At 64.4% G+C, this 20,290-nt stretch carries 22 protein-coding genes, 1 pseudogene and 1 riboswitch; of the genes and pseudogenes, 14 read left to right on the top strand and 9 right to left on the bottom strand.

Going from position 1 to position 20,290, the window contains the following annotated elements; genetic code table 11:
* Positions 1-114 precede the first annotated feature (114 nt).
* Positions 115-813 (top strand): uracil-DNA glycosylase, encoded by a 699-nt coding sequence (gene ung, locus AC1MH0_RS11780; RefSeq protein ID WP_480962927.1) that lies wholly within the window; start codon positions 115-117, stop codon positions 811-813.
* The gene (locus tag AC1MH0_RS11775) at positions 810-1,109 is read left to right on the top strand and encodes an alkylphosphonate utilization protein (RefSeq protein ID WP_136188845.1); all 300 of its coding nucleotides are present in this window, start codon (positions 810-812) and stop codon (positions 1,107-1,109) included. The genes ung and AC1MH0_RS11775 overlap by 4 nt, the downstream gene beginning before the upstream one ends.
* Before the next feature lie 49 nt (positions 1,110-1,158).
* Here the strand turns inward: AC1MH0_RS11775 and AC1MH0_RS11770 are convergent, their stop codons facing one another.
* Positions 1,159-2,013 (bottom strand): hypothetical protein, encoded by an 855-nt coding sequence (locus tag AC1MH0_RS11770; protein ID WP_480962926.1) that lies wholly within the window; start codon positions 2,011-2,013, stop codon positions 1,159-1,161.
* A gap of 144 nt (positions 2,014-2,157) precedes the next feature.
* Between AC1MH0_RS11770 and AC1MH0_RS11765 the strand changes: the two genes are divergently transcribed.
* From AC1MH0_RS11765 to AC1MH0_RS11745, 5 genes and pseudogenes are all read left to right on the top strand, one after another.
* Positions 2,158-2,412, top strand: coding sequence for a type II toxin-antitoxin system Phd/YefM family antitoxin (locus AC1MH0_RS11765; RefSeq protein ID WP_480962925.1), 255 nt, complete (start codon positions 2,158-2,160; stop codon positions 2,410-2,412).
* A pseudogene (locus AC1MH0_RS11760) lies at positions 2,409-2,674 on the top strand (Txe/YoeB family addiction module toxin). The gene AC1MH0_RS11765 and the pseudogene AC1MH0_RS11760 overlap by 4 nt, the downstream one beginning before the upstream one ends.
* A 59-nt stretch (positions 2,675-2,733) precedes the next feature.
* Positions 2,734-2,961 carry a colicin E3/pyocin S6 family cytotoxin gene (locus AC1MH0_RS11755; RefSeq protein ID WP_082453123.1) on the top strand — a complete coding sequence of 76 codons (228 nt, stop codon included), beginning with the start codon at positions 2,734-2,736 and terminating at the stop codon, positions 2,959-2,961.
* Positions 2,954-3,277 carry a hypothetical protein gene (locus AC1MH0_RS11750; protein WP_056487684.1) on the top strand — a complete coding sequence of 108 codons (324 nt, stop codon included), beginning with the start codon at positions 2,954-2,956 and terminating at the stop codon, positions 3,275-3,277. Before AC1MH0_RS11755 ends, AC1MH0_RS11750 begins: the two co-directional genes overlap by 8 nt.
* Positions 3,219-4,247, top strand: a complete 1,029-nt coding sequence (locus AC1MH0_RS11745) for an ImmA/IrrE family metallo-endopeptidase (protein ID WP_162236889.1) — start codon at positions 3,219-3,221, stop codon at positions 4,245-4,247. Before AC1MH0_RS11750 ends, AC1MH0_RS11745 begins: the two co-directional genes overlap by 59 nt.
* A 13-nt stretch (positions 4,248-4,260) precedes the next feature.
* Here the strand turns inward: AC1MH0_RS11745 and thiC are convergent, their stop codons facing one another.
* The 7 genes from thiC to AC1MH0_RS11710 all read right to left on the bottom strand — a co-directional run bounded on the left by thiC (position 4,261) and on the right by AC1MH0_RS11710 (position 12,490).
* Positions 4,261-6,225: a phosphomethylpyrimidine synthase ThiC gene (gene thiC / locus AC1MH0_RS11740; protein ID WP_480962924.1), complete on the bottom strand. Its 1,965-nt coding sequence runs from the start codon at positions 6,223-6,225 to the stop codon at positions 4,261-4,263.
* Between the two features lie 40 nt (positions 6,226-6,265).
* Positions 6,266-6,376, bottom strand: a riboswitch (TPP riboswitch).
* A gap of 416 nt (positions 6,377-6,792) precedes the next feature.
* Positions 6,793-7,671, bottom strand: coding sequence for an outer membrane protein (locus AC1MH0_RS11735; RefSeq protein ID WP_480962923.1), 879 nt, complete (start codon positions 7,669-7,671; stop codon positions 6,793-6,795).
* A gap of 79 nt (positions 7,672-7,750) precedes the next feature.
* The gene (locus AC1MH0_RS11730; RefSeq protein WP_480962922.1) at positions 7,751-8,773 is read right to left on the bottom strand and encodes a ferritin-like domain-containing protein; all 1,023 of its coding nucleotides are present in this window, start codon (positions 8,771-8,773) and stop codon (positions 7,751-7,753) included.
* Positions 8,774-8,825: 52 nt separating this feature from the next.
* Positions 8,826-9,845, bottom strand: coding sequence for a ferritin-like domain-containing protein (locus AC1MH0_RS11725; protein ID WP_480962921.1), 1,020 nt, complete (start codon positions 9,843-9,845; stop codon positions 8,826-8,828).
* Between the two features lie 532 nt (positions 9,846-10,377).
* Positions 10,378-11,241 (bottom strand): MipA/OmpV family protein, encoded by an 864-nt coding sequence (locus AC1MH0_RS11720; RefSeq protein WP_480962920.1) that lies wholly within the window; start codon positions 11,239-11,241, stop codon positions 10,378-10,380.
* A gap of 69 nt (positions 11,242-11,310) precedes the next feature.
* On the bottom strand, positions 11,311-11,712 hold the full coding sequence (locus AC1MH0_RS11715) for a DUF2141 domain-containing protein (RefSeq protein ID WP_480962919.1): 402 nt from the start codon (positions 11,710-11,712) through the stop codon (positions 11,311-11,313).
* The gene (locus AC1MH0_RS11710; RefSeq protein WP_480962918.1) at positions 11,666-12,490 is read right to left on the bottom strand and encodes a sterol desaturase family protein; all 825 of its coding nucleotides are present in this window, start codon (positions 12,488-12,490) and stop codon (positions 11,666-11,668) included. The genes AC1MH0_RS11715 and AC1MH0_RS11710 overlap by 47 nt, the downstream gene beginning before the upstream one ends.
* A gap of 193 nt (positions 12,491-12,683) precedes the next feature.
* Here AC1MH0_RS11710 and AC1MH0_RS11705 point away from each other — a divergent pair, with 193 nt between their 5' ends.
* From AC1MH0_RS11705 to AC1MH0_RS11695, 3 genes are all read left to right on the top strand, one after another.
* Positions 12,684-13,025 carry a hypothetical protein gene (locus AC1MH0_RS11705; RefSeq protein ID WP_480962917.1) on the top strand — a complete coding sequence of 114 codons (342 nt, stop codon included), beginning with the start codon at positions 12,684-12,686 and terminating at the stop codon, positions 13,023-13,025.
* 99 nt (positions 13,026-13,124) lie between these two features.
* Complete coding sequence (locus AC1MH0_RS11700; protein WP_480962916.1) at positions 13,125-15,098, top strand: glycoside hydrolase family 127 protein; 1,974 nt, start codon at positions 13,125-13,127, stop codon at positions 15,096-15,098.
* A gap of 119 nt (positions 15,099-15,217) precedes the next feature.
* Entirely contained in the window at positions 15,218-15,418 is a 201-nt protein-coding gene (locus AC1MH0_RS11695) for a hypothetical protein (RefSeq protein WP_480962915.1), read from the top strand.
* Between the two features lie 10 nt (positions 15,419-15,428).
* Here the strand turns inward: AC1MH0_RS11695 and AC1MH0_RS11690 are convergent, their stop codons facing one another.
* Complete coding sequence (locus AC1MH0_RS11690; RefSeq protein ID WP_480962914.1) at positions 15,429-15,956, bottom strand: GNAT family N-acetyltransferase; 528 nt, start codon at positions 15,954-15,956, stop codon at positions 15,429-15,431.
* A 547-nt stretch (positions 15,957-16,503) separates the two neighbouring features.
* Here AC1MH0_RS11690 and crtY point away from each other — a divergent pair.
* From crtY to AC1MH0_RS11670, 4 genes are all read left to right on the top strand, one after another.
* Positions 16,504-17,670 (top strand): lycopene beta-cyclase CrtY, encoded by a 1,167-nt coding sequence (gene crtY, locus AC1MH0_RS11685; RefSeq protein ID WP_480962913.1) that lies wholly within the window; start codon positions 16,504-16,506, stop codon positions 17,668-17,670.
* Positions 17,667-19,142 carry a phytoene desaturase gene (locus tag AC1MH0_RS11680; RefSeq protein ID WP_353466960.1) on the top strand — a complete coding sequence of 492 codons (1,476 nt, stop codon included), beginning with the start codon at positions 17,667-17,669 and terminating at the stop codon, positions 19,140-19,142. Before crtY ends, AC1MH0_RS11680 begins: the two co-directional genes overlap by 4 nt.
* 186 nt (positions 19,143-19,328) lie before the next feature.
* Entirely contained in the window at positions 19,329-19,601 is a 273-nt protein-coding gene (locus tag AC1MH0_RS11675) for a hypothetical protein (RefSeq protein WP_480962912.1), read from the top strand.
* A 93-nt stretch (positions 19,602-19,694) separates the two neighbouring features.
* Positions 19,695-20,276: an LOG family protein gene (locus AC1MH0_RS11670; protein ID WP_480962911.1), complete on the top strand. Its 582-nt coding sequence runs from the start codon at positions 19,695-19,697 to the stop codon at positions 20,274-20,276.
* The last annotated feature ends 14 nt before the right edge of the window (positions 20,277-20,290 follow it).

The raw sequence follows: 20,290 nt of genomic DNA, 5'->3' as shown, positions 1-20,290 counted from the left end.
AGGCGGGGGTCCAGGATCTCGGGCGGTGTCGTTTGTGATCCTGGGCCCCCGCCTTCGCGGGGGAACGAGGAGTGGCGATTGACACTGCCCTGCCCTGTCCGACATGCGGCGGGGATGATCGATCATACGCTCCCGCCAAGCTGGCAGGCACTCGCTGCCGAGTTCGAGGCGCCGTACATGCGGGCGCTGGGTGCCTTTCTGGAGGGCGAACGGGCGGCGGGGGCTCGGGTGTTTCCGGAGGATGCGGACCGGTTTCGGGCGCTAGAACTGACGCCGCTCGATCAGGTGCGGGTCGTGCTCCTGGGGCAGGATCCGTACCACGGTGAGGGGCAGGCGCACGGGCTGAGCTTCTCGGTGCGGGAGGGCGTGCGGACGCCGCCTAGCCTGGTGAATATCTACAAGGAGCTGGAGGCGGATTTGGGGATCCCGCGGGCGCGCCATGGCATGCTCGATCATTGGGCGGCGCAGGGCGTGCTGTTGCTCAACGCGGTGCTCAGCGTGCGGATGGGGGAGGCTGCGTCGCACCAGAAGCGCGGGTGGGAGCGGTTTACCGACGCCGTCATCGCGGCGGTGAACGCGCAGGACAAACCGGTCGTGTTCCTGCTGTGGGGGGCGTATGCGCAGAAGAAGGCGGCGTTCGTCGACGATGTGAGCAAGGGCGGGCGGCATCTGGTGATCCAGTCAGCGCACCCGTCGCCGCTGGCGGCACGGACCGGGTTCTTCGGATCGCGGCCGTTCAGCCGGGCCAATGATTTTCTCGAAACCCATGGGCGCGCGCCGATCGACTGGGCGCTGCCGGAGACCGACCGATGAGCGACGAATATGTGTACGACGAAGCGACCGGCGAGTGGGTTGCGGGCGGTGCGGCGACGGCTGTTGCGGCGGATGACGGTGCGGTCGTGGTGCGGGATTCGGTTGGCAACGTGCTGGCGGATGGCGACCAGGTGACGCTGATCAAGGACCTGACCGTGAAGGGTGCGGGGCAGACTCTCAAGCGCGGGACGGTGATCAAGTCGATCCGGCTGACCGGTGACGCGCAGGAAATCGACTGCCGGTACGAGGGGATCAAAGGGCTGGTGCTGCGCGCGGAGTTCGTTCGGAAGCGGTAGGACTTCGGAGCCGCGTTCGGGGGCGGCGGCGCCAAAGGTCACGATAAAGTTACGCTCGGAAACGGCGCCGGCCAGGACCTTCATGGTCATCCTCACCTGCCTGGAAGCGGACCCTCTCGGGATATTTGGGCGGGATCGTCGCCTTCGCGGCGGCGAGTTGCGCCTCGAACGTCTGGGCGGACGGTGCGGAAACGGTTGACGCGGGACGGCGCCTGGCGACGGGTTCGGCGCGGATATCGGCGACTTGGAGCGCCATAACCAGCGCCTCGGGGGCCATCAAGCGGTGCGGTTCGGCGAGCATCGGCGGCGCGAGCGCGGCGAGCGTGGTATCGACCGGCGGTACCGGGATGGGCGCCGGCGCAGGCGACTGGCCGGGGGTGCGATAGCGATCGGGATGGTGCGCGCGCAGGAGGAACATCAGCAGGCGATCGTTGAAACGGACGCGCTGGCCGACACGGTTGCCGTCGCGGTCGAACACCGGCTCGGGCGATCCGTTGATCGCGCGGTCGAAGGCGAGATCGGCCAGCCGCAGCGACGCGGTCTGCACCGCCGCATCCCACGCCGCCGCGAACGCTCCGCCATCGGCCGCGCGGCGCAGGCGGTAGCACGAGGTCGCCGACATGTTCACCTCGCGCGCGGCCTGCGTGACCGAGCCGGTATCCGCCAGCACGCCGATGAACGCTTGCTGCGTCGCGACCGTCCAGCCATCGTGCCGCACCTTCCGGCGGACCGGCACCCAGTCATACTCGGCGAGATCGAAGTCCTCGACCGTCGGGAGATGCTCGGCCTCGATGATGGTCATCGCGGTGGTCCGTGCGGTCGGCTCGGGAGCGGCCGGTTCGAGAGCGCGGGCGATGTCGGGCATGACATCGCGGCGAGCGCGCGTGCGCGTAGGTCTGGTCATGGCCGGAGCGGATCAGGCGGGCGGCGTGTAGGACAGCGTTTGCGTGGGCTGTTTGACTTTTCGTGGAGAGGGTGTGGCGCGGGGGCATCCATCACGGCGGCCGGCATTCTCGACATCGAGCAGACTGTCGCGCATCCTTGCCCTATGCAAACCGTGACCTATTCCGAAGCGCGCGAGAACCTGAAGACGGTGCTCGACAAGGTTGTCGCCGACCGCGCTCCCGTGATGATCACGCGCGAGCGCGGCGAGAATGTCGTGTTGATCTCGGCGAGCGAATGGGCCGGGATGGAGGAGACGGTGCATTTGATGGCGTCGCCGGCGAATGCGAAGCGGTTGCTCGACGGCATCGTGCGGCTTGATGCCGGCGAAGCCAAAGAGCACGCTCTCATTCAGCCTTGAAGGTCACGTTCGACCCGGAAAGCTGGTCCGAGTATCTCGGCGGGCAACAGGCGGACGCCAAGGTTCTACAACGAATCAACGTCCTTCCCGAGGAATGCAGGCGACACCCGCTCACCGGCATGGGCAGGCCAGAGCCGTTGCGCAAAACCTCGCGGGCTGGTGGTCTCGACGGATTACGGGCGAGCACCGACTGGTGTACCGGGTTCGGGTGACGGGTGACGGGCAGACGATTGAGGTGTTGTCGTGCCGACACCATGATTGATTGGCTTCCCCGCTTCGAATTACGTGGCACACGCGCGAACTCTGTGTCCTTATGCGTTGATGGTAGGCAAACCAACGCCGTGCTTCTTGGACGAATGTCTGGCATTGGGATTTGTGCACGGTTCTCGGCGGTGGAGAAGCGTTAGCGGCAAACGCCTATACACATGGGATGATCTTCACGGCGAGGTAGAGGTCTTTACCGCCCGTGGTGTTCATTTAGGTGCGGCCGATGCGATAACCGGCGTGCTATTTAAGCTACCCGTAAAGGGAAGGAAGATTGATGTCTGATTCGTCCTTCATCTCGCTTGCCCTGAGTGGACAGGTACTATCGGACGAGATCGAAGATTTCGTAGAGGCATGGCATGCCTCCGATTCATCCTTGGACATTCACGAGTATCTGGGGATGACATTCGACGAGTACTCGCTGTGGGTATCCGATCCTGACGCAATCGATACCATCCTGACGGCGCGCCATACGGAAAGGCCCCTCAGAGAGGCGGTTAATGACAACATACGAATTCAAGAGCGGATTGCGGCTCGCTCTGATGAAGCTGGAAAACTTGTTACGCTCACACGGTGGATTGCCGCACAGCCTGATCGTTGATCTCCGTCATCCCGAGGAGCGGATGGCCGCCCGATTGGTTGAGCGCCTTGGTCTAACCCCACCCATTGACGTCGAAGCCCTATGCCGGGGCTTTGCCACTCTATCCTTCAAAGATTTTCCGACTGAGATCGATGGGTTGTGCCTGGACCTTAAGGTACGGGGAAAACGGCCGAAGGTTTGGGTCTCCAAAAATATGCCCACGGTGCGCAAACGCTTCACCCTCGCTCATGAAATCGGCCATATTATCATTCCGTGGCATGCTGGCACGATTGTCGACGATATCGAAATGCCACGATCGCTGGAGCGTGGAAAATACAGGGAAATGGAGACGGAAGCCAATCGCTTTGCCGCTGAATTGCTGATGCCGTCTTCGTGGGTCACTGCGCTTGCCGAACGGTCCGATCACGTTGCGGGCCTGATGCATTCGATACATCAAATCGCAGACGTTTCGTTGCCGGCCGCGTTCCTAAAGGCCGGAAAGTACGGCAAGCCGGGTTTTATAGGCGCTCAGGTAAAAGATGACATCGTCATACGGTCAGTCCGTACCCCTGAAACAAATTCTCGAACGATCGAATACGGCACCGTCATTTCCAATGTTGATATGGCTGCGGCACATGAGCCCAAAATCATGTCAGGTTCTAATATCAACTACTACTGGTGGCAAATCCGCCAGATTCTGGACGATCCGGGTACCGACATCCCCGCTTGGCGGGATACACTAGAAACCATCCTGTCTGAGATCCCACCCGAATTCCGACCAAAAACGCGCGCCAGCATAAATGCGATAATCGCGGGCGGTATCGGCAAAGAGCCGAAGGGAGCCCCAGTCAATCTCATTTATAGACGAGGCGTCGAGACTGCTCAGAACCGAGCAACGGAAAGTATGTGGGTCAGTTACGTAATTTCCCACCGCTCTTTTCGCGACTACATCCTTGGTAGAGCCAGAGAACGATCTCTGGCTAAACCCTAGGCATACCGTTCAATCACTCCGCCGGCAGATAAATCTCGCTGCCTCCTTCGCGGAATCTTTCGCTCATGTCGGCCATGCCTTTTTCGGCATCAGCATGTGAGCCCTTGGCGAAGATCGCTCGGTCAGTGTCGGTTTGATCGACGTCGGCCGCTAGGAACGTGTCCGCTGGAGCATTCTGCTTTGCCGCGAAGTCTCGGACTTCCTGCGTGATCTTCATCGAGCAGAATTTTGGGCCGCACATCGAGCAGAAGTGGGCGGTCTTGGCACCTTCCGCCGGCAACGTCTGGTCGTGGTATTGTTCGGCTGTGTCGGGGTCGAGGGAGAGGTTGAACTGGTCTCTCCAGCGGAACTCGAACCTTGCGCGGGAGAGGGCGTCGTCGCGCATCTGGGCGGCGGGGTGGCCTTTGGCGAGGTCGGCGGCGTGGGCGGCTAGTTTGTAGGTTACTACGCCGACCTTGACGTCGTCGCGGTCGGGGAGGCCGAGATGCTCCTTTGGCGTGACGTAGCAGAGCATCGCGGTGCCGTACCAGCCGATCATCGCGGCGCCGATGCCGCTGGTGATGTGGTCGTAGCCGGGGGCTATGTCGGTGGTGAGCGGCCCTAGCGTGTAGAAGGGCGCTTCGCCGCAGACTTCAAGTTGCTTGTCCATGTTCTCCTTGATCTTGTGCATCGGCACGTGGCCGGGGCCTTCGATCATGACCTGGACGTCGCTCTTCCACGCGCGGTGGGTGAGTTCGCCGAGCGTGTAGAGTTCGCTGAACTGCGCTTCGTCGTTGGCGTCGGCGATGCTGCCGGGGCGCAGGCCGTCGCCGAGGCTGTAGGCGATGTCGTACGCCTTCATGATCTCGGTGATCTCGTCGAAGCGCTCGTAGAGGAAGCTCTCCTTGTGGTGGCTGAGGCACCATTTCGCCATGATCGAGCCGCCGCGCGAGACGATGCCGGTGACGCGTTTCGCGGTCATCGGGATGTACGCCAGCCGCACGCCGGCGTGGATCGTGAAGTAATCGACGCCTTGTTCCGCCTGCTCGATGAGCGTGTCGCGGAAGATCTCCCAGGTGAGGTCCTCGGCGACGCCGCCGACCTTTTCGAGCGCCTGGTAGATGGGGACGGTGCCGATCGGGACGGGTGAGTTGCGGAGGATCCATTCGCGGGTGTCGTGGATGTTGCGGCCGGTGCTGAGGTCCATCACCGTGTCGGCACCCCAGCGGATCGACCAGACGAGCTTGTCGACTTCGGCGGCGACGTTGCTGGCGACCGCGGAGTTGCCGATGTTGGCGTTGATCTTGACGAGGAAGTTGCGGCCGATCGCCATCGGTTCGGATTCAGGGTGGTTGATGTTGTTGGGGATGATCGCGCGGCCGCGGGCGATCTCGTCGCGGACGAACTCGGGGGTTACGAAGTCGGGGATCTGCGCGCCGAAGGATTCGCCGTCTCGCTTGTAGTCCTTGAGCATGGCGCGGCCGAGGTTTTCTCGGGTGGCGACGTATTCCATTTCTGGGGTGATGATGCCGCGGCGGGCGTAGTGCATCTGGCTGACGTTGGCGCCGGCGCGCGCGCGGAGGGGGCGCTTGATTGTGGCGGGGAACTGGGGGACGCCGGAGTCTTTGTTACCGCCCTGCACTGCCGCTTGGGCGGTGCGGTCCGTGCCGAGCCGGCTGGCGGCAAGATAGCCGTTGTCTTCGGGGCGGAGTTCTCGGGCTTCGTAGGATTCCACGTCGCCGCGTGCCTCGATCCAGGCGCGGCGGAGTTGGGGGAGGCCGGCGTTGATGTCGATTGTCGCGCGCGGGTCCGTGTAGGGGCCGCTGGTGTCGTAGACGCGTAACGGGGGTTCGCTGCAGCTTGGGTCGAGGACGATCTCGCGCATGGCGACGCGGACGTCTGGGCTGGAGGGGACCGCTACGTGGATTTTCCGGGAGTCTCGGATCGGGCCGGTGGTTACGCCGATGTCTGCGGTCTTGGATTGCGTATCGATGGCCATGCGCTTGCTCCTACGGGTCTCGGAGCGAAGGCTTGCGGTTCTGTGGCGACCGCTCCCTCCCTCCGCCGGTATCAACCGGATCAGGTTCAGCGGGTCGAAGGCTCCTGCCTTCCTCTCAAGCGCGGATAAAGCGCTCCCCCGGGGTGGGGTGAGCATAGGGGGGTTGGGGTGGGGTGCAATGGGGAAATTGGGGGTGCTTCGGACAATCGAGGCGATGACGCTTGGGACTTGCCCTTCGACTTCGCTCACGGCGAACGGGAGCTCTAGCGATCCTCCCCCGCCAGGGGGAGGTGGCTGGCACTTGCCAGACGGAGGGGGCGGTAAGGGATCACCGCTGTTGCGTGGCCCTCCCCCTCCGTCACCTTCGGTGCCACCTCCCCCTGGCGGGGGAGGATCGAGCACATAACGAAAAGGCCGCTACCCTGATTGGGGCAACGGCCTTTTCGATGTGCATATGCGATCACGCCCCCCTCCCCCGTTCGTGCTGAGCGTAGTCGAAGCACCTGCGTTTGGGGCTTACCCTTCGACTTCGCTCAGGGCGAACGGTAGGTGGAGGGTGGTTCTACCTTAAAATCTAAACGACACCGTCCCGCGCAGCGAGTGCCAGCGGAAGTTCTCGTCGCTGCGGCGGAAGGTGGTGCCGCTGGTGTTCGGTGCGATCAGGAACGGGTTGTTCGCCAGCAAGACCGGGCTGCCGGCGAGTGCGGTGCCCGCGGTGACGCTGACGCGGGCGTCGTCGTCCTTGTACTGGTGATAGGTGTATTCCATGCCGATCGAGATGTTCTTGGTCAGCTTCTGCTCGATGCCGCCGCCGCCGACATAGCCCCACTTCTTGTCCGAACCGGTGGCTGCGAACGCGTTGGCGGTGTTGGTGGTGAAGAACAGGTTGTCGATCTTGGCATAGCCGGCGCCGCCGGTGGCGTAGAACAGCGTGTTACGCGCGGCGAGACCGGCGCGGAGGCGGGCCGAGCCTTCCCACTTCAGCTTGCGTGCCATCGTGTAGCTGGCGGGGGTGGTCGAGAAGGCGGCGACGCTGTCGGTGATCTCGGACTTGCCGAATTCGCCGACGATGCCGACCACGAACGCGCCGCGCTGCACGTCGAAGCCTGCACGGCCGTAATACGACCATCCGTCGTCGTCGTTGCGGCAACCATAGGCGGGCACCGCGGTGCGGGCGGAGCCGTTGCAGAAGCCCGGCGAGAAGGCGTTGGCGCCGGTGATCGTGTTGACGCTGTCGCTGAAATTGCCGTCGCCGTTGCGATCGAACAGGATCGACGAGCCGATGTCGTTGTTCTGCACGTCATAGCCGCCGGCTGCGCCGATATAGACGCCCGAGAACGGATTGCGATCGGTGTCGGTGGTCATGTCCTGCGCGGCGGCCGGAACGGCGAAAATGCCCGCGGCGGCGAGACCGGCGAGCATGGTGAGCTTCGTGAATTTGGTCATGTTCGTTCCCCAAACGAGAGGCCGCGACGCGCTGAATGTGCGCCGCGACCCGGATTTTCCTGTTAGCTCGTGATGACGATCACGCGTTGGCGCCGCTCGTGCGCAGCGAGTCGAGGCGGTTATTGGTCCCGTTGGGGAAGAAGCCGCCGCCGATCTTTGCGGTGTTGGTCAGGTAGACGATGTTGTGCACCTGAGCGACCGAGCGGCTGTAGGCCAGGCCGTTGGCGTCGGTGGGCACGATGTTCGAGATGGTCGCATCGGTACCGGTAATGCCCTGATCGATATCGCTCGAGCCATCGAGGCTGTCGCGCGCGTCGCTGATCTGGTTCGCCGCGGTGATGAGCGACGGGATCGGGTTCGGCGTCTGCAGACCCTTGCGGTACAGGATCGTGCGGATCAGCCCTGCGTGATACGCCTCTGCCGCGAGGATGCCGGCGGCCGCCTCGAGATAGGTCTTGTTGGCGATCAGCGGTGCTGCGCCCTTATAGGCCGACACACCGACGTCCTCGAAGATGTACGCGCCGAGCAGGAAGCTGTTGTCGTCGGCATAGGGGTTGAACACACCCGTCGCACCGATGACGCCAGCCGCGCGGGCTGCTGAGGTGAACGCACCCGGAGCGGCTGCCGTGCCGACCGAGATGTCGATCGCGGGCTGGGCGACGGCGGCGCTGCCGAGGGCCGTGCGCAGGAAGGCGACGTGGGCGACTTCGTCGATCGCGATTTCGCGGGCGTATTCACGGACGACCGTGTCCTGGAACGGCACCTGTGCGCCGCCGGTGACGGCACCCTGCGTACCGATGCCGGTCAGCATGTTGGCGTTGAGGCCGACACCGAATGCCGCGAACGCGTAGAATTGCGCTTCGAGATATTCGAGGTTCAGTGCGACGTTGAGCACGTCGGCGTCGTTGAGTGCCGCGACCGGCGCCGGTCCCGGAGTCGGGGTCGGGGCGAGATCGGAATCGTCGCTGCCGCATGCCGACAGGAGCGTCGCGCCGCCGATGGCGAGCGCGGAACCGCCGGCGAAGCGCAGGAAGTTACGACGTTCGTTGCGACGGCTGGCGATCGCGTCGAATATTTCCAGCTTGGTATTGAGATCGGTCATTGGGTTAATCCCCTGAATATCGAAGAAGAGCGTGGAGCGGAGCCGATCGCGATCAGGCTGCTGCCGTGCTCGTCTTGATGTTGCCGTTCATGCCCGACGGGTAGAACCCACCGGCCGATGCCGCACCGCTGTTGAGATAGACGATGTTGAGCACCTGGCTGGCCGAGCGGCTGTACGCGACGCCGTTGCTGTCGAGAGGGACGATGTTCGACACGGTGACGGCAGCCTGCGTGGTCGCCAGGTTGATCGGCGTTGCCTGATACGACGAGATGCCCTGGTCGATATCGTTGGTGCCGAAGATCGTCGTGTTGGCGCCACCGCCGTCGAGGCTGTCGCGTGCGCGCGAGATCGCATCGGCCGAGGTGCGCAGCGACGGAGTCGCGATGCCCTTGCCGTACAGCGTCGTGCGGACGATCGCGGCGTGATACGCCTCGACCGCGAGCAGGCCGGCGGCGGCTTCGAGGTATGCCTTGCTGGTGAGCAGCGGGGCAGCGCCCTTGTAGGCGGTCACGCCGACGTCTTCGAAGATGAACGCACCGAGCAGGAACGCTTCGTCCGAAGCGTAGGGATCGAACGCGGTACCGGCGGGAACGAGACCGGCTGCCTGGGCGGCGGTCGAGAACGCGCTGGTCGGCGTGACGCTGACGTCGATCACCGGCTGCGCGACGGCGGCGGTGCCGAGCGCGGTGCGGAGGAACTTGACGTGGGCGATCTCGTCCTGCGCGATCTCACGTGCGTACTGGCGGACGATCGGGTCGGTAAAATTGACCTGGCGGCCGCCACGGACGGCACCCTGCGTGCCGGTGCCCGAGAGCAGGCTGTTGTCGAGGCCGGTGCCGTAGGCGGCGTAGGAGTAGAACTGCGCCTCGAGATATTCGAGGTTGAGCGCGAAGTTCAGGACGTCCGCATCGGTGATGGTCTGTGCCGACGCCGAGCTGGAGAAGGACAATGCCGTCGCACCGGCCGCGGTCATCGCAGCGGCGCCAAGCGCGGTCTTAAAGAATTCACGGCGTTCGCTGCGGCGTTCCACTCGCGCATCGAGGGCTTCGATAAGGTGCACGCTCTCGGTCATATCAGGGTCCTCCCCTTGGCAGTTGCAGACGTCATAGTTTTTCAAACAATCGAACAGTCCGGACCGAAATAAACCAGACCTTCGTGAAAAGGTCTAGCCTGTAACGCGCTCTATTGCGGGCAGAAAAATGCCGTCCACGGCGAGGAACGTGCGCCGAAGGATTTTGGACGCACGGTTCAAGGGGGTGCGATGAAATAAATTTTAGGTGCGTCGCAGGTCGTCTTTCGCGAGAGTTCGCCGGGGGGAAATTTCGCTGGGGACGGGAGCGTGGCAGGGGGTTGACGCGAGTGCGTTTGGCCCGACGCGTGCGGGATCAGACGTGGGGTAACGGGCACCCCGAGCACGGCCCGAACGGCCTTGACCCGAACGGCCTTGAAAGGAACGCCAACCTATCTTTGCTCGCCCGCCAGGGGGAGGTGGCAGGCGCTTGCCTGACGGAGGGGGCGGAAGGGAGAACGCCTGTTCCGTGTCCTCCCCCTCCGTCGCTTCGCGCCACCTTTCCCTGGCGGGGGAGGAACATTGGGGTCAGTGCTTAGAAGGTGTAGGTCAGCCCCAGCGCGTAGAGCCACTGATCGGCCGAGCCCACGTCGGCGACGATCGGGGTGTTCTTGTACTTGCCGAGCATGCGACCGTAGAGCACGCCCGCGCCGACGCCGAAGCCGTGGCGCAAATCGCCCGAGAGGCTCTGCACGACGAACAGCGAGGCGTTCGCGCGACGGAAGCCACTGTCGTTGACGTCGTAGGTGCGCAGGCCGCTGTTGAGCGAACCGATCGGCGTCACCGCCGCGTAGGTCCGGCCGAAACCCTTGCCGGCATAATCCGCCGACACGCCGAGCGAGACGAGCGTGCGAACCGACAGCGGCGTGGTGTAGTTCACCTGCGGAGTGACGACGTAGCTGTCATAGGTGCCCGAGACGTCGTGGACATAGGCGACGCGCGCGGTGAGCGTGTCGTAGTCGCTGGTGATGACGCCGGTCTTGCCGACGCCGAGATAGCCGCCGATCTCATAGGCAGTGTCGATCTTGCCGAGCGCGCGGACCTGGCGGTTGTCGATATCGCCGGTGCGATCGCGGCGGATGCCGCCGATGACGCCGACTTCGTAGTTGATGCCGACCTCGCCCGTGTTCGGGATCAGATTGACGTAGAGCTGCGTGCCGCGGAGGAAGATGTCATGCCCGCGCACCGTGCCGACGAATGCACCGGCGGGGGTGAAGGAATTGCTGTCCGCGCCTTCGTAATCCGGCATCGACACCACGCCGAGCGCGACCGTCATGCGGTTGTTGTCCCTGGGGTCGGTGATCGTCGGCGACGGGTTGGGGTCCGTCTGGGCGAAGGCGGGCGTGGCGATCGCCAGCACCGCGGTTGCGGCAGACGTAAAGAGAGTGAATGCGCGCAAGGAAATGCTCCGGAGAAAAAGGTTCCACGTCGAAACGCGGTGAAACCAATTTCGGTCCGCTGCGATCGATCAGAAGATGTAACGCATTTTTACCTGTTGCATTTCGGCATCACCGACAAGCATGAACCGGGCCGCCGAGAAGCTTGGCGGACCGAACCGGACGGCAGCATCGCGCGAAAAGCCATAGCCTTCGCGCGGGATGCCCGCGATCGTGTCGAGCTTCGCGTTGCCGTTCTCGTCGTGGATGACCGCGAGTGCGTAGCCGCGCTGTGGCAGGCCGGCGAAACTGGTGGTTCGCACGCTCGCGGGGATCGATCGCGTGAGCGCGTTGGCATCGTCGACGCAAGCGGGGAAGTTCGCGGGATCCGCCGTCAGGCAGATCCGGATCATCCCCTTGGCCGAACGGACGTTGCCGACCTCGACGTCAAGCCGCGTGACTGGTGCCGCCGCCGCCAGCATCGCCCATGCCACCGCGCCGGCCACCGCCAGACGCGACGCGCGTCCCATGCCTGGCATGAGCCTTGGCATGTGACTTGACGAAATCGCCGACCCCCCGGTCGGTGCCGCAGAGCCGATCCCAGACGCGGAAATATAGCCCATAATTGCACCCGTATTGTTCGTGATGTCGCTGATGATGGCTCGCGGTGATCAGCCAGCCGCCCAATGCGCCCCGCCACATGAACCGGGGGAAAACCTCCCACCCCATGTGATTGGTCACCCCCATAACCGTCATGATCGTCAGCACCAAACCCAGCGCGCCGACATGGATCGGAATCAGGAAGACCAGTAGCGGAATTATCACAGCGCCGGTGATCGCCTCGATCGGATGGAACGCCATCGCCGCCCATGCGGTCGGCGGTCGGCTGGCGTGATGAAGCGCGTGCGCGAGCTTGAACGGCCGGGGCCGGTGCATCCAGCGATGCGTCCAGTAGAACCAGGTATCGTGCGCGAACAGGAACAGCAGCACCGAGACGGGCAGGTACCAGAGCGGGTAGGCGTGCAGGTCGGTATAGACCTGCGTCCAGCCGCGGTTGTTCCATCCCCAGGCGACGATCCCAGCCGGAACCCCGTAGATCGCGGCGGAGGCGATGCTCCACAGGATCTCGCGTCGCATCTGCGCATCGAGACCCGTGTAGAGCCCGGGATGCCGCGCACGCGTAGCGGCGGCGAAGGCGCCCGAAACGATGAGATACCGCACGCCGACGATCACGGTCATCGCCACGGCGGATAGGAAGATCGCAAGCCACATCCGACGCTTATACGGGCTTTCCCGCGCGGTGTAATGGGCTGACTGTCATCAGGTCGATGACGACTACGCAGACGACGGCGACGACGACGACGACGGGGACGACGGGGACGATGGGGACGATGGGGACGATGGGGACGACGACGTAGTCGCGATGGCGTGGTAGCATCTGGCCGACACTATGACGGAGGCGCTGATGGTTCTTCTCGCTCTGATCCTGGCCGCATCGGGCCAGACCGGCATGGCACCCGTCACCCGCGAAGCCTTCGCGACATTGGCGCGGCGGACCGACCGGCTGTGCCCGGCACGCCATGTGCGGACGATCACGCCCGGCGATCTCGACTCCCTGCAGGACGATTTCGAGCGCGGTCTGTCGCAGCGGGATCGTGCGCGACTGGCGTCCGTCAATACCGCGGACCGCCGGTGCGCGAACCGGAACGGGCTGGCGTGTCAGACCTCGACGACGTTGGCGGCGATGCAGACGACCCGGCTCGTCCCGCGGTTCGCCGCCTATGTCTGCGCACACCGGGTGCCCTGACGCGAGCAAGGCGCCGGCCGCGGCGACTCCCCGGCCCCTTTCGCCTGCGCGGCGGGGCTGCTACTCAGACAAATAATGAGAGCATGAGAGGGTGTCGTGATGGTCGAGCCGTGCCGTGGGGGCCAATCCCGCCGGAAATTCCTGACGGGTGTCGCGACCGGTGCGCTGACCGTCGGGTCGATGTCGATCGCTCCGCGGGCGTTCGCGTTCGGGGCACAAGACGTGGTGCCGGCGGCGGCACCGGCGACCGTGCCGACGCCGAAATTGCGGGCGTTCGACCTGGCCGACGTCACGTTAGGCGAAGGGCCGTTCCTGCATGCGCAGCGCAAGACCGAGGCGTATCTGCTCGCGCTGCAACCCGACCGGATGCTCCACAATTTCCGGGTGAATGCCGGGCTGGCACCGAAAGCACCGGTCTATGGCGGCTGGGAATCGGATCCGCTGTGGGCGGACATCAACTGCCACGGGCATACGCTGGGGCATTATCTGTCGGCGTGCGCGCTGGCCTATCGATCGACCGGCGACCGGCGGTTCAAGGCGCGGATCGACCATATCGCGCGCGACCTGGCAGCGTGCCAGGCGGCGTCGGGGACCGGGCTGGTCTGTGCGTTCCCGGACGGGCCGGCGCTGGTGGCGGCACATCTGCGCGGCGATCCGATCACCGGCGTGCCGTGGTACACGCTGCACAAGGTGTATGCGGGCCTGCGCGATGCGACCCTGCTGGCGGACAGCGGCACGGCACGCGCGGTGCTGCTGCGGCTGGCCGACTGGGCGGTGGTCGCGAGCCGTCCGCTGAGCGATGCGCAGTTCGAGACCATGCTGGATACCGAGCATGGCGGGATGAACGAGGTGTTCGCCGACCTCTACACGATGACCGGGACCGCCGAGTATCGCACGATGGCGGAGCGGTTCTCGCACAAGGCGATCCTCGCGCCACTGGCCAAGAGCCGCGACCATCTCGACGGGCTGCATGCCAACACGCAGGTGCCGAAGATCATCGGTTTCCAGCGGGTGTGGGAGGTGACGGGGAAGCCCGAATACCGCGAGGCGTCCGAATTCTTCTGGAAGACGGTGGCGCTGACGCGATCGTTCGCGACCGGCGGGCACGGCGACAACGAGCATTTCTTTCCGGTCTCCGATTTCGCCGAGCATGTCCTGTCGGCGAAGGGATCGGAGACGTGTTGCCAGCACAACATGCTGAAGCTGACGCGGGCGCTGTTCCTGCACGATCCGCAGGCGGGCTATGCCGATTATTACGAGCGGACGCTGTATAACGGGATCCTCGCGTCGCAGGACCCGGACAGCGGCATGGCGACCTATTTCCAAGGTGCGCGGCCGGGCTACATGAAGCTGTATCACACGCCCGAGAACTCGTTCTGGTGCTGCACCGGCACGGGGATGGAGAACCACGTCAAATACCGCGACTCGATCTATTTCCACGACGACCACGCGCTGTACGTGAATTTGTTCGTGCCCTCCGCCGTGCGGTTGAAGGACAAGGACGCGGTGCTGACGCAGGTGACGGCGTTCCCCGATGCGGCGACGACGACGCTGCGCTGGACGTTGAAGCGGCCGGCCGAGCTGACGCTGAAGCTGCGCCATCCGGGGTGGAGCCGGACCGCGGTGGTGCTGGTGAACGGGGTCGAGGCGGTGCGGTCGACCAGTCCGGGGCGGTATCTGGAATTGGCGCGGGGGTGGCGCGACGGCGATACGGTGGAACTGCGGCTGGATATGCGCGCCGGGGTCGAGCGATTGCCGGCCGCGCCGGATATCGTCGCGTTCACTTACGGGCCGCTGGTGATGGCGGGCAGCTTCGGGCGCGAGGGGCTGGCGCCGGGATCGGACATCATCGTCAACGAGCGCAAATATGGCGAATATAATGCCGCGCCGTTCACGCCGCCGACGCTGGCGGGCGATCCCGATACGATTGCCGAGAAGATGCGCGCGGGGGACCGGCCGCTGGAATTCACGATCCTCGCGGCGGACCGGCAGCCGGTGCGGATGGTGCCGTATTTCCGCGTCGCGCATCAGCGATATGCGACCTACTGGCCGATCGCGCCGGGATTGGCGTAGATCGGGCGATGTAGTCCCGGCGCGTTCCGTGGGGTCGCGATAGCCTCTATGCAGTGGGGCGAAACCTGATAGCCTCCCCCCTTCAGAGCAGGACGACCTGCCGTTTGGGAGAGTGATGCATGGCACATCAAGACGCCGCGCGCGGGGATACCGGCACGAATACCAGCGCCCATTCCAGCAGGGATCACAAGAGCCTGATCTATGTGATCGCGGGGAGTATATTGGCACTGGGGCTGGTGTTGATGGCGTTCTACGATCGGGCGGGCGATCCCATGCCGATCGCGTCGGTGCAGACTCCGGTGATTACTGCACAGAAATAGCGCGGGGTCTTTACGACGCCGCAGCCCGGTCGAAGATCAGGATCGGGGCGTCTCGGTAGGTGCCCGTGGTTCGGAGGCGGTAGCCTAGCCGTTCCGCGAGACGGATCGAGGGGGCGTTGGCGGGGTCTATGATGCAGGTCGTCGCGGGTATGCGTGCGTCGGTCCAGGCGAGGATCGCGGCGAGCGCTTCGGAGGCGTAGCCCTTGCCTTGCGCGTCGCCGGCTAGGGTCCAGCCCACTTCCGGATTCGCGTTGATCGAGGGTTCGATGGCTCTGCGTGCTTCGATCAGGCCGAGTTCGCCGATGAGCTTGCCTGTGGCGGTTTCTCTGGCGATCCAGCTGCCGTAGCCGAACAGCGACCACTGGCCGATCGAGCGGAGCAGGCGGATCCAGACGTCCTCTCGGGTTCGCGGCTGGCCGCCGATCGTCGTGTAGACGCGCGGGTCGGTCCACATCGCGGCGCAGTCTTCAAGGTCTGTGGCGGCGTGGGCGGTTAGGGTTAGCCGGGCGGTGGTTAGCGTGGGGGCGGATGTGGGCATTCGTACTGTCTAAGAGGTATCTTGGTGGAAGGGTATCCGTCGCCCCGCACTTTCCCCTCCCTGGAAGGGAGGGGTCGGCCCGCTTGAGCCGCTCGCGTTCCGGTATGCGAAAGGCAGTCCACTCTTTAACCGCGCGTGTTCGAACTTGCGGAAGCCGACCCACCCCCAGCCCCTCCCTTCCAGGGAGGGGAGCAGGTTGGGCTTTTCCTCGTCGTACGGTTCGTACGGTTCAGGCGTCGCGATGCTCGATCCTCCCCCGCCAGGGGGAGGTGTCGCCGAAGGTGACGGAGGGGGAGGATACGGAACGGAGGTTTCCCTTTCCTCCCCCTCCGTCTGGCTAGGGCCAGCCACCTCCCCCTGGCGGGGGAGGACCGTAGGTGAGGCCTGCCTCACGCCACCGCCACCGCCACCGCCGCCCCCTGCCCCCTGCCCCCTGCCCCCTGCCCCCTGCCCCCTGCCCCCTGCCTCCGGCAACGCAGGTTGTCTTCGCGGGCGATTGGTTCGGAAAGGTTGTTTTCGTGTCCCCCGCTTTGCGCTAGTCGGAGGCATGGCATCGACGATCTCCTGCGACGTTGCGATCGTTGGCGCGGGTTTGGCCGGCGGGATGATCGCGCTGGCGCTCAAGGCCAAGCACCCGGCGATGGACGTGCGGCTGATCGACGCTGCGCCGGTGGTCGGCGGCAATCATCTCTGGTCGTTCTTCGGCAGCGACGTGGCGCAAGGCGATCGCTGGATCGTCGCGCCGCTCGTGGTGCATGCGTGGCGCGGATACGATGTGCATTTTCCGGCGCATGCGCGGACGATCGACGCGACTTATTATTCGATCGAGAGCTCGCGGCTTGATCGCGAAGTGCGCCGCGTGCTGCCGCCGCATGCTTTGATGCTCGGGCGGAAGGTGTCGGGGGCGAGTGCGACGGCTGTCGTACTGGCGGATGGCGACCGGATCGAGGCTACCGGCGTGATCGATGCGCGGGGGGCGGGCGATCTGTCGCTGCTCGACCTCGCTTGGCAGAAGTTTCTCGGGCGCGAACTGGCGTTGAGCGTGCCGCACGAAAGCCCGCGGCCGATGGTCATGGACGCGACCATTCCGCAGATCGACGGGTATCGCTTCGTCTATTGCCTGCCGTTCAGCGCGGACCGGATGTTCGTCGAGGACACCTATTATAGCGACACGCCCGATCTCGATATTCCGGTGCTGGGCGCGCGGATCGACGAGTATGTCACGGCTCGTGGCTGGGACGTAGAGCGCGTCGTGCGCGAAGAGTCCGGCGTGTTGCCAGTCGCGATGGGCGGTGATTTCGAGGCGTATTGGCGGTCGGGCGGTGCTCGGGTGGCCAAGGCCGGCATGCGCGCGGGGATGTTCCATCCGACCACGGGGTACTCGCTGCCGGATGCGGTGCGGGCGGCTTCGATGCTGGCAGGGCTCAGCGATTTCTCGGGCGCGAAACTCCACGATGCGACGCATGCGATGGCGCGGGCGACGTGGAAGTCGCGCGGGTTCTACCGGATGCTCGACACGATGTTGTTCCGCGCGGCGGAACCGGAGGAACGCTACCGCATCCTCGAGCGCTTCTACCGCCTCTCACCCTCGCTTATCGGCCGTTTCTACGCCGGACGATCGACGCTTTCCGACAAGGCGCGCGTTCTGACCGGCAAGCCCCCCGTCCCCATCGTGCGCGCCGTCCGCGCCATCGCAGGCAGTATGTCATCATGAAGACCGCAATAGTCATCGGCGCAGGTTTCGGCGGGCTGGCGCTCGCGATCCGGCTGCAATCCGCGGGCGTGCAGACGACGATCGTCGAGAGCCGCGACAAGCCGGGCGGGCGTGGGTATTTCTGGGAACGCGACGGGTTCACGTTCGATGCGGGGCCGACCGTCATCACCGATCCGGACTGCCTTCGCGAATTGTGGGCGCTGACCGGGCGCGACATGAGCGAGGACGTGACGCTCGATCCGGTCCTGCCGTTCTATCGGCTGAACTGGCCCGACGGGACGAATTTCGACTATACCAACGACGACGTGCAGATGCGCGCCGAGATCGAAAAGCTGCATCCCGGCGACTGGGCGGGATACGAGAAGTTCCTGCAGTATTCGGCCGGGGTGTTCCACGAGGGCTATGAGAAGCTCGGCCATGTCGCGTTCCTCGACTTCGGGTCGATGATCAAGGCGGCGCCGGCGCTGGCGAAATACCAGGCGTGGCGGTCGGTCTATTCGATCGTGTCGAGCTTCGTGAAGTCGGAGAAATTGCGCGAGGCGTTGAGCTTCCATACGCTGCTGGTCGGCGGCAATCCGATGACGACGAGCGCGATCTATGCGCTGATCCACAAGCTGGAGCGTGACGGCGGGGTGTGGTTCGCGCGCGGCGGGACCAACCGGCTGGTCGCGGCGCTGGTGACTCAGTTCGAACGGCTGGGCGGCGTGCTGCGGCTCGACGATCCGGTGACGTCGATCGAGACGCTGGGCGACCGTGCGACCGGCGTGACGACGGCGAGCGGCTGGTCGGGTCAGGCGGATGCGATCGCGGCGAACAGCGACATCATGCACACGTACCGCGACCTGCTGGCGACGTCGCGCAGTGCCAAGCGCAAGACGGGGTCGCTCGAGCGGAAGAAATACTCGCCGTCGCTGTTCGTGGTGCATTTCGGGATCAAAGGCACGTGGCCGGGCATCCCGCACCACATGATCCTGTTCGGGCCGCGCTATAAGGGGCTGCTCGAGGACATTTACGACCACGGCGTGCTGTCGGAAGATTTCTCGCTGTATTTGCATCATCCGACCGTGACCGATCCGTCGCTGGCGCCGGAGGGGCATTCGACCTTCTATGCGCTGGCGCCGGTGCCGCATCTGGGGAAGTTCCCGGTCGACTGGGACGAGATCGCGCCGATCCTGGAGAAGCGCATCCTCGACGAGATCGGGCGGCGGTTGATCCCGGACATCCACGAGCGGATCGTGACGAAGTTCTCGTACGCGCCGAAGGATTTCGCGGAGGATCTGAATGCGCATCTGGGTAGCGCGTTCTCGCTGGAGCCGGTGTTGACGCAGAGCGCGTATTTCCGGGTTCACAACCGCGACGAACACATTCCGAATCTGTACTTCGTGGGGGCTGGAACGCATCCGGGTGCGGGTATCCCGGGGGTTGTCGGGAGCGCGAAGGCTACGGCGGCACTGATGCTCGGCGGACAATAGGTTCAACACGCTTTTATCGTCTGATAGAGTTATCCGAAACGGTGTGATTGACATCTGTAATTTGACGATACTTCCTCGGAAGGTCGTGACTAACTCCGTAATGGCGGCATCGAGTGTAGATGCCGGCAGCCATCATTCTAGCATCCCTTTAGACCGGATTTCGGTCAGCAAAAGAGGGGATGCATCATGGCCATTACTGTCAAGAGCGTGGACTGGAACGGAATCAGCAGCGACGAGCAGCAGAAGATCCGCGACATCATCGGCAAGAACTTCGACGGACAGACGGTCGAGGTCGGCGAAACGCCCCTGGAGGCAAACAGCGGCAACGCCTGCACGACGGCCTGCTCTATCGCGCAGCAGGCCGCCCAGGCCGCATGTAGCCTCCTGCCCTGGCCTGCGAGCACGGTCTGCAATTTTGCCGCCGAGAAGGCCGGTGATTTTTGTCGGAGCCAGTGCTGAGATAGTATGCGGGTGCCGCCATCGCGGCGGCACCCAAATACTCGAGCCGGGTACCTGCTTGTGACGGGGTATCACATCCCCTAACGCGGGCACATGAAACGTCTTGCTGTGTATTGCGGGTCGGCGACGCCGGCTGATCCTGTCTATATCGAGGGCGCTCGGGCGCTGGGATTGGCTTTTGCCGAGCGGGGGATCGGCCTCGTTTATGGCGGCGGGCGGACCGGACTGATGGGCGCGATCGCCGACGGCGCGCTTGGGGGCGGCGGCGAGGTTATCGGGGTTATCCCGCAGGCCTTGGTCGATGCGGAAGTCGCGCATCGGGGACTTACCGAGTTGCACGTCGTCAGCGGCATGCATCAGCGGAAGCAGATGTTCACCGAACTCTCCAACGGGTTCGTGACGATCCCGGGCGGGACGGGAACGATGGACGAGCTGTGGGAGGCGCTGAGCTGGGCGCAGCTCGGGTATCATGCGGATCCGGTCGGGTTGCTGAATACCGCTGGGTATTACGATCACCTGATCGCGTTCTGGGAGAAGATGGGCGAGGTTGGCTTCCTGCGGCCGCAGCACCGGGACCTGCTGATCGTGGCGGATACGCTGGATGTGCTGCTCGACCGGATGGCGAGCCATGTGCCGACGCAGCCGATCGTGCGGATGAACGCGTCGGATTTGTGAGGTTGACGGCTCCT

Source organism: Sphingomonas sp. AP28 (genome assembly GCF_056680455.1).
Note: the sequence above shows the minus strand (reverse complement) of the source record. Positions and strands in the feature narration are given on the sequence as shown.